Origin of the sequence: Pseudomonas sp. MWU12-2020, assembly GCF_023100605.1 — a bacterium.
Lineage (GTDB): Bacteria > Pseudomonadota > Gammaproteobacteria > Pseudomonadales > Pseudomonadaceae > Aquipseudomonas > Aquipseudomonas fluorescens_H.
In genome coordinates this window covers 74539-87451 of sequence record NZ_JALMEX010000005.1, presented here as the reverse complement: position 1 = coordinate 87451, position 12913 = coordinate 74539, and the positions used below count along the sequence as shown (strand labels likewise).

Sequence of the window (12913 nt, the reverse complement as noted above, 5' to 3'; positions counted from 1 at the left end):
CCCACAGTGGGATTGTGGTGCACACGAAACCAGTGTTCACCATTGATCCAATGTGGGAGCGGGCTTGCTCGCGAAGGCGTCAGTACCGGCGCCGGGTGATCCGGCGCGGAACGCTTATTCAGCCGTCGAAGGCTTCTCCCAAAGATTGATCCCGCCCTCTTGGGCAAACCGGTCGATCTCCGCCAGTTCCTCGGCACTGAAACTCAGGTTTTTCAACGCCCCGATGTTCTCGATGATCTGCTCCGGCCGGCTCGCGCCAATCAGCGCCGAGGTCACGCGTGGATCACGCAGGGTCCAGGCCAGTGCCAGTTGCGCCAGGCTCTGGCCGCGACGCTTGGCGATCTCGTTCAATGCGCGAACATGCGCAATGTTGGCCTCGGACAGGTGCGAAGCCTGCAGCGAACCACCGCCCGGACGATTGACCCGCGCATCCGCCGGCACGCCGTTGAGGTATTTGTCGGTCAGCAGACCTTGCGCCAACGGCGTGAAGGCGATGACGCCAGTACCGAGTTCTTCGGTGGTGTCGAGCAGGTCTTTTTCCACCCAGCGATTGAGCAGGTTGTACGCCGGCTGATGAATCAGCAGCGGTACTTTCCATTCCTTCAGCAGCGCAGCGATCTCGCGGGTTTTCACCCCGGAGTACGACGAGATACCGATGTACAACGCCTTGCCCTGCTGCACGGCGGTGGCGAGGGCGCTGGCGGTTTCTTCCAGCGGGGTGTCCGGGTCGAAGCGGTGCGAATAGAAGATATCCACATAGTCCAGACCGAGGCGCTGCAGGCTCTGGTCGAGACTGGCCAGCACGTATTTGCGCGAACCGCCGCCCTGACCGTACGGGCCCGGCCACATGTCCCAACCGGCCTTGCTGGAGATGATCAGCTCGTCGCGGTAGTGCTTGAAGTCTTCGCGCAGCAGGCGACCGAAATTGATCTCGGCGCTACCGTACGGCGGGCCGTAGTTGTTGGCCAGGTCGAAGTGGTTGATCCCCAGGTCGAACGCGGTGCGCAGCAAGGCGCGCTGGGTGTCGATCGGCGTGCTGTCGCCGAAGTTGTGCCACAGGCCCAGCGACAGCGCCGGCAGTACCAGACCACTGCGGCCGACGCGGCGGTAAGGGATGGAGTCGTAGCGGTTTTCGGCAGCGGTGTAAGTCATCGAATCCTCTCTTGTTTGATTGCCAGCAAATTGAGGGTGAATCCCAAACCTGTGGCGAGGGAGCTTGCTCCCGCTCGGTTGCGCAGCAACCGCAAACCCATCCAGCGCGCTATGCCTGTCTGAATGCGATGGCAGGTTTTGGGTCTGCTTCGCAGACCTGCGGGAGCAAGCTCCCTCGCCACAAAAGTGCTCTACACAAATTTGTTTATGGGTCGGGCGAGGCCCAGGTTGTCGCGCAAGGTTCGGCCCTCATACTCGGTTCTGAACAGCCCACGGCGCTGCAGTTCCGGGACCACGCCATTAGCGAAGTCTTCGAGTCCGCCCGGCAGGTGCGGCACCAACACGTTGAAGCCATCCGCCGCGCCCTGTTCGAACCACTCCTGCAAGCGGTCGGCGATCTGCGCCGGCGTGCCCACCAGGCTGTAATGCCCGCGCCCACCGGCAATCCTGCGGCCCAATTCGGCGAGGGTCAGATGCTCCCGCCCTGCCAGTTCAGTCAGCAATTTCTGCCGGCTCTGCTGGCCGCTGTCGGTCAGCGGCAACGCCGGCAGCGGTGCGTCCAGCGGGTACTTCGACAAGTCGAAGTTGCCCAGCATACGCCCAAGCAACGCCACGCCAACCTCCGGTTCGACCAATTGCTGAAACGTTTCACATTTTTCCTGCGCTTCGGCTTCTGTCTGCCCGACGACGACAAACACCCCCGGCATGATTTTCAGCGAATCGGCACTGCGCCCGTACTTGGCCAAGCGGCCCTTGAGGTCGGCGTAGAACGCCTGCGCACCGGCCAGCGAAGTCTGCGCGGTGAACACCACCTCAGCGGTCTGTGCCGCCAGTTCACGCCCGGTTTCGGACGAGCCAGCCTGCACGATCACCGGTTGCCCCTGCGGCGAGCGCGCCACGTTCAGCGGGCCTTTCACCCGAAAATGCTCACCGACGTGATCCAGCACATGCAGCTTCGCAGGGTCGTAATACGCGCCACTGGCCTTGTCGCGGACAAAGGCATCGTCCTCCCAACTGTCCCACAGCCCGGTGACCACCTGATGAAACTCGCGGGCGCGGCTGTAGCGTTCGGCGTGACCGATGTGTTCATCGCGACCGAAATTCAGCGCCTCGGCGGCGTTGTCCGAGGTCACCAGATTCCACCCGGCGCGGCCACCCGACAGATGATCGAGCGAAGCGAATTTACGCGCCACGTGGTACGGCTCGTTGTAGCTGGTGGTCGCCGTGGCGATCAGGCCGATGAGCTCGGTCACCGCGCTCAGGGCCGAGAGCAAGGTCAGCGGTTCGAAGTGATCCGAACGCGCCATGCGGCTGGCGATGTCCTGAGTCGGCGCGGCCACACTGTCGGCGACGAACAGCGTGTCGAACTTCGCCGCCTCGGCAATCTGCGCCAGACGCTTGTAGTGGGCGAAATCCAGCCCGGCATTCGCCGGTACCTGCGGGTGACGCCAAGCGGCGACGTGGTGCCCGGTGGCCATGAGAAAGGCGCCGAGTTTCAGCTGTCTGCTCATCTCAGAAATCCTTGCGCAGTTGCACGCCGAAGTAGCGCTCGTCATCCCGTGGCACGGCGCGGTAGATGTAGTTGCCGCCGCTGGCCAGCAGCGGCGAGTAGGACTTGTCGGCGAGGTTCTTGCCCAGCAGCGCCACGCGCCAGCCGTTGCTGTAATCGGCCAGCGCCACACTGGCGTTCCAGATGCCGTAGGCGCCCTGCTTGGTATCGGCGTTCTGGCTGATGTCGTACTGCACTTCGCTCTGCCAGCTGTAGTCGGTGCCGAGTTCGATATCCAGACCGTTTTCCAGCGGGATGGTGTAGTCGGCACGCACGTAGCTTTTCCAGTCCGGACTGAACGGCAACGGTTTGCCATTGACGTTGCACGAGGCCGCCGCGCCCGCCGGGCAGCTGAATTGGTCGATGCGCGCGCGGGTGTAGGCCAGTGCCCCGGAGAACTTCAGTTGCTGGGTCGCCTGCAAGGCGTAATCGAGTTCGACGCCTTCGGTGCTGACGCTGCCGGCGTTGATCAGGCGCGTCACCACTTGCCCGGCGACGGTGTCGAAAAAGTTCGCCTGATAGTTGTCGTAATCGCTATGGAACACGGCGAGGTTGGTGGTCAGCCGGTTGTTCCAACTGGTGGCCTTGATCCCCGCTTCCCAAGTGTTGGAGGTCTCCGGTTTTAGCGCCTCGGTGTCACGCGGCTGCATGTTGAAGAACACGTTGTAGGCCGGGCCTTTGTAGCCGCGCGAGTAGGTCAGGTACGTGGTGACCGCATCGCTCAGGTCGTACTGCACGCCGAGGCGGCCGGACCAGCCGTCTTCGTCCACCGAACCGGAACTGCTGGTGGCCGGCTGGATGCCGCTGACCGTGGTCGCCGAGGTCGAGACACGACGGTGATCGTATTCCAGATCATCGTGGGTGTAGCGCAGGCCGGCGATGCCGCGGAAAGCCGACGTGAAGTTCAGCGTGGTCTCACCGAACGCTGCGTAGCTGTCGCTGGTGGTGCTGTAGTCAGCCACGCCACGGTTGACGCTGGTCGGCGTCGTCAGGGTGCGCTGGTAGGTCTCGTCATCCTTGCCGTGCATGTAGAACAGGCCGCCGACGTATTCAAGGAACTCACCTTTTGGCGAGGCCAGGCGCAGCTCCTGCGAGTACTGATCGAAGGCCAGATCGCCCTTGTCGGCGGTGCCGGGGAACGCGGCGGTGATCGTGCTCAGCCGATCGCCGTCCTGATATTGCGTGTTGTCCCAGCCGCGCCACGCGGTGATCGACGTCAGGGTGTAATCGCCCAACTGCCAGTCGAGCTGACCGGACAGGCCTTTGTTGGTGTCCTCGACATGGGTGCGGGTATCGGTGTTGATGTCGCGGTTGTGGTTGCTCGCATAGACCGGGCTCAGCGCGTTGGCGAAGGCCGGGGTCAGCGACTTGCTGACGACGCCGTTGGGACCGTCGTCGTGGGACTGCATGTAGTCGGCGATCAGGGTGAAGGTGACGTCGTCATTCGGGGTGAATTCGAGCTTGCCGCGCACGCCGCGATGGTTGTAGCCGTTGACCTCCTGGCCGTTGTATTTGTTGTCGACGTTGCCGTCGTAGCTGCTGACCAGGGTGCTGATCGAGCCCTTCAACGTATCCGGAATCAGGCTGCCGCCAATGCCGAAGCGGGTGCGGCTTTCGTTGCCGCTGTAGTACGACTGGTCGATATAACCGTGGGTCTCGTTGGTCGGCGCTTTGCTGGTGATGTTGAGCACACCGGCCGAGGCATTCTTGCCGAACAGCGTGCCCTGCGGGCCGCGCAGTACTTCGACGCGCTCCAGATCCAGCAGGTCGAGGGTCGATTGACCGGGGCGGGCATAGACCACGCCGTCGATCACCGTGGCCACCGTTGGCTCGACGCCGGGCGAGGTGGAAATCGTGCCGACGCCACGCACGAACAACGAGGTGTCCTTGTTCGACGCACCGGTACGGAAATTCAGCGACGGCACTTGCTGGACGATGCTCGCCACGCCATTGCGGTTGTCGCGCTCCAGTTGTTCGCCGTCGATCACCGAAACCGCCACCGGCACCTTCTGCAACGACTCTTCGCGGCGGGTGGCGGTGACCGTGACGGACTTGAGGGTCGGCTCTTGATCGCTGCTGTCAGCGGCGAACGCAGTGGGCAGCGGCAACGCCGCCAGCCCGGTAAAAATCCAGCCAGCGGCGCGAATCGACTGCGCCAGTGTGTGTGTCGCCCCAGGAATGTTGTGCATGTTTGCCCGCTCGAAATTGGCCCTGAACCGCTGCCGTTCTGCGACGACAGCGCCTGAATCGGTGTCTTGGGCATTCGCTCGAGCGAGTAGCAGACAATGCGCTTTGTTAGCGCTAACATCGCCAGTATCGGCAAGCTCGGCATAGAGCGTCCAATACTGAAAAATTACTTTTATATGCGTTTTGGTTTTTAAGAAGGATCAAGCCTTGAGCCAGGAAAAGCCCCGCAAACGCCGTGGTGCCGGACGCGTGACCCTCAATGCGGTAGCGCGCGAGGCCGGGGTGTCGGCGATTACCGTGTCGCGCTATTTCAATCAGCCGGACACCGTCTCGCCGGAGCGCCGCGAGCGGATTGCGGCGGTGGTCGCCGAGTTGGGTTACGTGCCGAACCTGGTGGCCGGCGGGCTGGCCTCGGCGCGAGGAAAAATCGTCGGCATGGTGATTCCGAACATCTCCGGGCCGATCTTTGCCAACACCATCCAGGGCTTCAGCGACACCCTCAGCCGCCACGGTTATCAACTGCTGCTGGCGTCGAGTTACTTCAGCACCGAGCAGGAAGAAAACGCCGTGCGCGCATTTCTCGGCTGGTCGCCGGCGGCGCTGGTGTTGACCAGCCACTTCCACAGTCCGGGCACGGAAAAGATGATCGCCGAGGCAGACATTCCGGTGATCGAGACCTGGGATTACCAGCCGGATCGCGAGCCGATGCAGATCGGCTTCTCGCACTACGAAGTCGGCGTCACGGCTGCAAAATATCTCCACGGCCAAGGCTATCGCCGCATCGCCTTCGTGCAAAACAGTGCCCCCGGCGACCTCAGCGCACTGGAACGCCGCGATGGTTACGCCGCCACCGTGCGCGAGTTCGGACTGCAGCCGTGGGTGTTCGCTCCTGACGCCGACCGCGCGCCGTTCGAGGCCGGCAAGCAAGCGATGGAAGCACTGATGAACGCCGTCCCCCGCCCCGACGCGATCATCTTCGCCAACGACAACCTCGCCGCCGGCGGCCTGCTCGCCGGGCAACGCGCCGGCCTGAAGATCCCCGAAGACTGCGCCGTGCTCGGCTTCGGCGATTACCCGTTCGCCGAAATGCTCCTGCCGAGCCTGAGCACGATCAAACCACCGGCACTGGAGATCGGCGTGCTGGCGGCAACGCGGGTATTGGAAAGTCTTGGGGTGTTGCCGAGCGATGAGGTGCAGCGCCTGAATCTGTTGCAGTGCAAGGTGATCGAGCGCGAGAGCACCTGACCAAAATGGCCTAGGCTGGATTGGCTATGCTCCAAGTAACACCGAGGTGGCCCCTTCGCGAGCAAGCCCGCTCCCACAGGATTTTGGTTGTACACAGAATCTGTGAATGACCGAGATCACTGTGGGAGCGGGCTTGCCCGCGAAGGCGTCCGATCAAGCACCGCATGACCCGCAGGCACGCCTATGCACACCGCAATCATCATCTTCTTCGGCCTGGTCCTGCTCGCCCTGATGCTCTACATCGGCGAGCGCGTTGGCTTCAGCCGACAAACGCTGGCCTACAGTTTCGCCGCGCTGTGGCTGGCGTTGACGGTGATCAATGGTGCGGTGGGGGTGGTGCATGCCGGGCAGCCGCTGGGGTCGGAAATCGCGGTAGGCAGTGCGGTGTTCGGGGTGCCGATGGCGGCGATGGTGTTGTTCATGGTGCTGAGCGCCGAGTCGTGAAACGTCCCGGCGCTCAGTTGCCGATCAACGCACCAGATGCAGGAACTGCATGTGGCGTTCGTACTGGTCGAGGATGTCGTTGATGATCTGCTCTTTGGTGTAGCCGACCAGATCGTAGTCCTGACTGCCCTCGCTCAAGTGCACTTCAGCGCGGTAATAGCGGCGGTTGTTGAGCTGCTTGGAACCCATGCCACCCCGGGCGAACGACGGCGTGAAATAGCCGCGCATCTGCACTTGGTAGATGAACGGATGCTGCTCGCCGTGGCCGATTTCCAGGCTGATGTTGTCGTGCGCCGGATCCGGCTGGGTGACCACGTTCAAGCCCTTCTCGACGAATACCGCCGTCACTTCTTCAATCGCCGGACGCACCGTGGTGTCCATGAAGCGGTACACCTCGTCGCGCGACGGGAAGTGCACCGCCTGACTCAGACGCTGGCGCCAGCCACCCTTGCCACGCCGCGAACCGGAGACCGGTGCCAGCGAATGCAATTGCGCGATCTGCTTCTGCGATTCCAGATAGAACGCCTTGTGCAGCCCCCACATCATCAGCAACAGAATCAGCGAGAACGGCAGCGAGGTCAGCACCACCGCTGACTTCAGCGCATCGATACTGCCGGAGAACAGCAGCGCACTGGTGATCAGCGCCGTCATCGCGCCCCAGAACACCCGCAGCCACTTAGGCCCGTCTTCATCCGGGTTGCCGCCCTTGGCCGACAGGGTCGAGAGCACCACGGTGCCGGAATCGGCGGAAGTGACGAAAAACACGAAGCTGATGAACACCGTCACCGCAATGACGGTCTTGCTCCACGGGTAGGTTTCCAGCAGCAGGTAGAGGGTCATCGACGGGTTGTCGATGGCCGACATACCCAGCGCCGACATGCCGTGGTTGAGCACCTGATCGATGGCGCTGTTGCCGAAGATCGACATCCACGCCAGAGTGAAGCCGAGCGGAATCAACAGCACGCCGAAGACGAATTCACGGATGGTCCGACCACGGGAAATCCGTGCGATGAACAGGCCCACGAACGGCGACCATGCGATCCACCAGGCCCAGTAGAACACCGTCCAGCCACCGAGCCAGTCGCTTGGTTTGTCGTAGGCGTAGAGGTCGAAACTCTTCATCGGCAGCGCGCCGAGGTAATCGCCGAGATTCTGGATCAGGGTGTTGAGCAGGTGCTGGGTAGGGCCGGCGAACAACACGAACAGCAGCAGCGCACAGGCCAGCAGCATGTTGATGTCGGACATCACCCGCACACCTTTATCCACACCCGACACGGCGACGATGATCGCCGCGCCCATCATCAGCGTGATCAGGCCGACCTGAATCCACTGGGTGTGAGCGACGCCGAACAGGTAGTCCAGACCGGAGTTGAGGTGCAGCACGCCGAAGCCCATGTCGGCACCCAGACCGAACACCGTGGCGATGATGCCGAAGCCGTCCACTGCGTAACCGATGGGGCCGTTGATGCGTTTGCCGATCAGCGGATACAGCGCCGAGCGCAACGCCAGTGGCAGGTTATGCCGGTAGGCGAAGTACGCCAGCGCCATGCCGACGAAAGCGAACACGCCCCAGCCGTGCAGGCCCCAGTGCAGAAACAGAATCTGCATCGCCTGCCGCGCCGCGTCCGCCGTGCCGGCCTCGCCTTGTGGCGGCTGGAGCATGTGCGTCAGCGGTTCAGAGACACAAAAGAAAAACAGCGTGATGCTGATCCCGGCGGCAAACAGCATGCCGGCCCAGGACAGGTAACTGAACTCGGGTTCGTCGTGGTCGGCACCGAGTTTGATCTTGCCGTAGCCCGATAACGCGGTGACCACCACGAAGACCAGATACAGCGTCATCGCGAGCATGTAGTACCAGCCGACCGTGTTGGCCGCCCAGTTTTGCGCTTGCAGCAGCCAGGCACCGGCCTGCTCCGGCATGGCGATGACAACCAGACCAAACAGCAGAATGACCGTCGCGGCGAAGTAGAACACCGGCGGATTCATGCGTACCAGACCGCTGGCGGGGGTAGACGATGCACTCATGAAACGTGCACCTCGAGGGGTTGAAACGTGGCTGAAATGATCGGACTCAGCAAAGGCAAGCCTCCTGTTGTGAGCGGGCAGCGAACCACCGGTTTAACTTGAATGAACGTTCAAGTTAAACATGGATAGGGCGCTAAGGACTAATCGCAGGGCCAGGCGGTAGTTTTCCTACAGTAGCCCAAGGAGGGGTATGACGCGGGTTTGAGGGGATTCGTTCAATGGAGAATTGGCTGAATGCCATCAACCTGAATTGATGGGTAAATTGTGGCGAGGGAGCTTGCTCCCGCTGGAGGCCGCAGGACTCCCAATTGCGACTAACGCCGGATTGGGACCGCTGCGCAGTCCAGCGGGAGCAAGCTCCCTCGCCACAAACGAACTGGAATCTTACTTCTGCGTGCCGTCATCATGCTGCAGATTGGCCTGCGTCAGGTTGCTCCCCGCCGGCACGCTGCGCGTCAGCCAGACGTTGCCGCCAATGGTCGAACCCTGGCCGATGGTGATCCGCCCGAGAATCGTCGCCCCGGCATAGATCACCACGTCGTCCTCGACAATCGGGTGCCGTGGATGGCCCTTCTGCAACTGCCCGTCTTCATCCGCCGGGAAGCGCTTGGCCCCGAGGGTCACAGCCTGATAGATCCGCACCCGCTCGCCGATGATCGCGGTCTCGCCGATCACCACACCCGTGCCGTGGTCGATGAAGAAACTGCGGCCGATCTGCGCGCCCGGGTGGATATCGATACCGGTGGCCGAGTGCGCAATCTCCGCGCTGATCCGCGCCAGCAACGGCAACCCGGCGCGATACAAATGGTGCGCCAGACGATGGTGAATCACCGCCAGAATCCCTGGATAGCAGAGCAGCACTTCATCGACACTGCGCGCCGCCGGATCACCGTGATAGGCGGCCAGCACGTCGGTGTCGAGCAGGCTGCGCAGGCCCGGCAAGGCCAGCGCGAAATCCTGAATGATGCGGATCGCCTGAGCTTCGACGTCAGCGTCACCTTGAGCGCTGTGCCGGGCGACATAACGCAACTCCAGCCGCGCTTGCCCCAGCAACGCATTCAGGGCCGCATCGAGGGTATGCCCGACATAGAAGTCCTCACTCTCCTCACGCAGGTCCACCGGCCCCAGACGCATCGGGAACAACGCGCCACACAGCGCCTCGAGAATCTCTGCCATCGCGGCGCGAGACGGTAACTCGCGGCCACCCTGCTCGCCGCTGGCCCGGCCATTCTGGGTACGCCACTGATCCCGCGCGGTACGCAGTTGGCTGACGATGGTCTGCAATTGCCAATGGCTGGAACGCTCGCTCACGGTAAAGACTCCTCACGGGCGGCCGGACGGTCGGGCCGCGTCAACGGCGACTACTTTACGGCATGCCAACGAAGGCGAATTAAGAACCGATAGTGCTGGGCTAAGCACATTTGGCTATAAGCGATTCACGGTTGCCCCGGTAAAACGGCGTGCCTATAGTCCTGTCATCTTTCTCCGCCAGTACGGGCTCATGATCAAACAACAGCTGGATCGCTTTAACCGTCTCGACCTGCTCGGCCAACCCACGCCGCTGGAAAAACTCGAACGCCTGTCCGCTTGGCTGGGCCGCGAGGTGTACATCAAACGCGATGACCTGACGCCGCTGGCCATGGGCGGCAACAAGCTGCGCAAACTCGAATACCTCGCCGCCGATGCCCTCGCCCAGGGCGCCGACACGCTGATCACCGCCGGCGCCCTGCAATCGAACCACGTGCGCCAGACCGCCGCGCTGGCGGCCAAACTCGGCCTGGGGTGCGTGGCGCTGCTGGAAAATCCGCTGGGCACCGACGACAGCAACTACACCGGCAACGGCAACCGCCTGCTGCTGGATCTGTTCGACACCAAGGTCGAGCTGGTGGACAACCTCGATAACGCCGACGAACAACTCGCCGCACTCGCCGTGCGCCTGCGCAGCAATGGCAAGAAACCGTATCTGGTGCCGATCGGTGGCTCGAATGCTCTCGGTGCATTGGGCTACGTGCGTGCCGGTCTGGAACTGGCCGAGCAGATCAAGGACACCGGCCTCGATTTCGCCGCCGTGGTGCTGGCCTCGGGCAGCGCCGGGACCCACAGCGGTCTGGCATTGGCCTTGAGCGAAGCACTGCCGAAATTGCCAGTGATCGGCGTGACCGTATCGCGCACTGAGGAAGATCAGCGACCAAAAGTGCAGGGCCTGGCCGAACGCACGGCAGACCTGCTGGGCGTGAAATTGCCGGAGAGCTTCAAGGTCGAGTTGTGGGACGAATACTTCGGCCCGCGTTACGGCGAGCCGAATGCCGGGACACTGGCGGCGGTGAAACTGTTGGCCAGTCAGGACGCGGTGCTGCTCGATCCGGTGTACACCGGCAAGGCCATGGCCGGGTTGCTCGACGGGATCGGCCGCCAGCGTTTCGACGATGGCCCGATCATCTTCCTGCACACCGGTGGGGCGCCGGCGTTGTTTGCCTACAAGGACGCTTTGAGCGGTTGAAGCGCCTTTGTGGCGAGGGAGCTTGCTCCCGCTGGGGCGCGCAGCGCCCCCAAACTTGCTTCCCCATTTTCAGTTGAACACTGGCGGAAGGTATTGCGACTGCTGCGCAGTCGGGCGGGAGCAAGCTCCCTCGCCACAGGTAAAAGCCACATATTCCATATATGAATATCAAATTAGATATTAAGTATTTTCAAGTCTAAAGCAGACATCTTATAGTCTCGCCGCAGGCGAATTTCGGGCAAGACGCATAAGCTGCTTTAGGGCACGATAACGCAGTCGCTCAAATCCCGAATTCGCCAACTTTCCTTAAGCGTCTTCCATAAGAAAACACAGGGGCTTGTCATGAATTTTTCCGCACTACGTCGCAATCTGCTGGTAGGTTCGCTGGGCCTTGCACTGAGCGCCGGCCTGATCGGCCAGGCAACCGCCGGTGAGCAACTGCAACAGATCAAGGACAAAGGCGTTATCAACGTCGGCCTGGAAGGCACTTACCCACCGTTCAGCTTCGTTGACGCCGACGGCAAGCTGTCCGGTTTCGAAGTCGAGCTTTCCGAAGCCCTGGCGAAAAAGCTGGGCGTCAAAGCCAAGATTCAGCCGACCAAGTGGGACGGCATTCTCGCAGCGCTGGAATCCAAGCGTCTGGACATCGTGGTCAACCAGGTGACTATCTCCGACGAGCGCAAGAAGAAGTATGACTTCTCCGAGCCGTACACCATTTCCGGGATTCAGGCGCTGGTGCTGAAGAGCAAGGAAGCCGCGCTGAACATCAAGACTGCTGCCGACCTGTCCGGCAAGAAAGTCGGTGTCGGCCTGGGCACCAACTACGAACAATGGGTCCGCGCCAATGTGCCGGGCGCTGACGTGCGTACCTACGATGATGATCCGACCAAGTTCGCCGACCTGAACAACGGCCGCACCGACGCCATCCTGATCGACCGTCTGGCTGCGCTTGAATACGCCAAAAAAGCCCCGAAAACCGTGGCTGCCGGTCAAGCGTTCTCCCGTCAGGAATCCGGTATCGCCCTGCGCAAAGGCGAGCCTGAACTGCTGGCTGCGGTGAACAAGGCTCTCGATGAGCTGCGTGCCGACGGTACCCTGGCGAAGATCTCGGAAAAATACTTCCAAGCTGACGTCACCAAATAATGGAAGAAGCTTTCCAACTCGCACTGGACTCCGCGCCCTTTCTGCTCAAGGGCGCGTACTACACGGTCATCCTCAGTCTGGGCGGCATGTTCTTCGGCTTGCTGCTGGGCTTCGGCCTGGCCTTGATGCGCCTGTCGCGCTTCAAACTGGTGAGCTGGATTGCCCGCATCTACGTGTCGTTCTTTCGCGGCACGCCGTTGCTGGTGCAACTGTTCGTGATCTATTACGGCTTGCCGCAATTGGGTCTGGAACTGGATCCGCTCCCGGCAGCGCTGATCGGCTTCTCGCTGAACATGGCCGCCTACGCCTGTGAAATCCTGCGGGCCGCGATCGGTTCGATCGAGCGTGGTCAGTGGGAAGCCGCTGCGAGCATCGGCATGACCCGTGCGCAGACCTTGCGCCGGGCCATCCTGCCGCAAGCGATGCGCACGGCGCTGCCGCCGCTGGGCAACAGCTTCATTTCGCTGGTCAAGGACACGGCACTGGCCGCCACCATTCAGGTGCCGGAACTGTTCCGCCAGGCGCAACTGATTACCGCCCGGACTTTCGAAGTCTTCACCATGTATCTTGCCGCCGCACTGATCTACTGGATTCTGGCCACGGTGCTGTCGCACCTGCAGAACAAGTTGGAAGAGCGGGCCAATCGGCACGACCAGGAGTCCTGACCC

At 62.0% G+C, this 12913-nt stretch carries 10 protein-coding genes; 5 read left to right on the top strand and 5 right to left on the bottom strand.

From position 1 onward, the window contains the following. Window positions 1–114 precede the first annotated feature (114 nt). The 3 genes from mgrA to M0814_RS13255 form a co-directional block, all read right to left on the bottom strand. On the bottom strand, window positions 115–1152 hold the full coding sequence (gene mgrA / locus M0814_RS13265; protein WP_103485317.1) for an L-glyceraldehyde 3-phosphate reductase: 1038 nt from the start codon (window positions 1150–1152) through the stop codon (window positions 115–117). Between the two features lie 191 nt (window positions 1153–1343). After that, window positions 1344–2663, bottom strand: coding sequence for an LLM class flavin-dependent oxidoreductase (locus tag M0814_RS13260; protein WP_103485318.1), 1320 nt, complete (start codon window positions 2661–2663; stop codon window positions 1344–1346). A 1-nt stretch (window position 2664) separates the two neighbouring features. Further along, window positions 2665–4890, bottom strand: a complete 2226-nt coding sequence (locus M0814_RS13255; RefSeq protein WP_103485319.1) for a TonB-dependent receptor — start codon at window positions 4888–4890, stop codon at window positions 2665–2667. 205 nt (window positions 4891–5095) lie between these two features. Here M0814_RS13255 and M0814_RS13250 point away from each other — a divergent pair, with 205 nt between their 5' ends. Continuing rightward, complete coding sequence (locus M0814_RS13250) at window positions 5096–6133, top strand: LacI family DNA-binding transcriptional regulator (protein ID WP_103485320.1); 1038 nt, start codon at window positions 5096–5098, stop codon at window positions 6131–6133. A gap of 183 nt (window positions 6134–6316) precedes the next feature. Continuing rightward, entirely contained in the window at window positions 6317–6577 is a 261-nt protein-coding gene (locus M0814_RS13245) for a hypothetical protein (RefSeq protein ID WP_003220613.1), read from the top strand. Window positions 6578–6601: 24 nt separating this feature from the next. Here M0814_RS13245 and betT read toward each other — a convergent pair whose 3' ends face one another. Together betT and epsC are read right to left on the bottom strand one after the other, a co-directional pair. Next, window positions 6602–8563 carry a choline transporter BetT gene (gene betT, locus M0814_RS13240; RefSeq protein WP_177434717.1) on the bottom strand — a complete coding sequence of 654 codons (1962 nt, stop codon included), beginning with the start codon at window positions 8561–8563 and terminating at the stop codon, window positions 6602–6604. A 423-nt stretch (window positions 8564–8986) separates the two neighbouring features. Next, window positions 8987–9913, bottom strand: coding sequence for a serine O-acetyltransferase EpsC (epsC, locus tag M0814_RS13235; protein ID WP_003220610.1), 927 nt, complete (start codon window positions 9911–9913; stop codon window positions 8987–8989). 190 nt (window positions 9914–10103) lie between these two features. On the opposite strand from epsC, the gene M0814_RS13230 reads away from it, so the two are divergent. The 3 genes from M0814_RS13230 to tcyL all read left to right on the top strand — a co-directional run bounded on the left by M0814_RS13230 (window position 10104) and on the right by tcyL (window position 12910). Next, entirely contained in the window at window positions 10104–11102 is a 999-nt protein-coding gene (locus M0814_RS13230; RefSeq protein WP_103485322.1) for a D-cysteine desulfhydrase, read from the top strand. Window positions 11103–11444: 342 nt separating this feature from the next. Then, window positions 11445–12245, top strand: coding sequence for a cystine ABC transporter substrate-binding protein (gene tcyJ / locus M0814_RS13225; protein WP_003220608.1), 801 nt, complete (start codon window positions 11445–11447; stop codon window positions 12243–12245). After that, entirely contained in the window at window positions 12245–12910 is a 666-nt protein-coding gene (tcyL, locus tag M0814_RS13220; RefSeq protein ID WP_003220607.1) for a cystine ABC transporter permease, read from the top strand. Before tcyJ ends, tcyL begins: the two co-directional genes overlap by 1 nt. Window positions 12911–12913: the final 3 nt, after the last annotated feature.

What these genes read in the sequence shown, in the direction of transcription:
- mgrA (WP_103485317.1), bottom strand. Translation starts at nt 1,152, where the DNA reads ATGACTTACACCGCTGCCGAAAACCGCTACGACTCCATCCCTTACCGC.
- M0814_RS13260 (WP_103485318.1), bottom strand. Translation starts at nt 2,663, where the DNA reads ATGAGCAGACAGCTGAAACTCGGCGCCTTTCTCATGGCCACCGGGCAC.
- M0814_RS13255 (WP_103485319.1), bottom strand. Translation starts at nt 4,890, where the DNA reads ATGCACAACATTCCTGGGGCGACACACACACTGGCGCAGTCGATTCGC.
- M0814_RS13245 (WP_003220613.1), top strand. Translation starts at nt 6,317, where the DNA reads ATGCACACCGCAATCATCATCTTCTTCGGCCTGGTCCTGCTCGCCCTG.
- betT (WP_177434717.1), bottom strand. Translation starts at nt 8,563, where the DNA reads ATGAATCCGCCGGTGTTCTACTTCGCCGCGACGGTCATTCTGCTGTTT.
- M0814_RS13230 (WP_103485322.1), top strand. Translation starts at nt 10,104, where the DNA reads ATGATCAAACAACAGCTGGATCGCTTTAACCGTCTCGACCTGCTCGGC.
- tcyJ (WP_003220608.1), top strand. Translation starts at nt 11,445, where the DNA reads ATGAATTTTTCCGCACTACGTCGCAATCTGCTGGTAGGTTCGCTGGGC.
- tcyL (WP_003220607.1), top strand. Translation starts at nt 12,245, where the DNA reads ATGGAAGAAGCTTTCCAACTCGCACTGGACTCCGCGCCCTTTCTGCTC.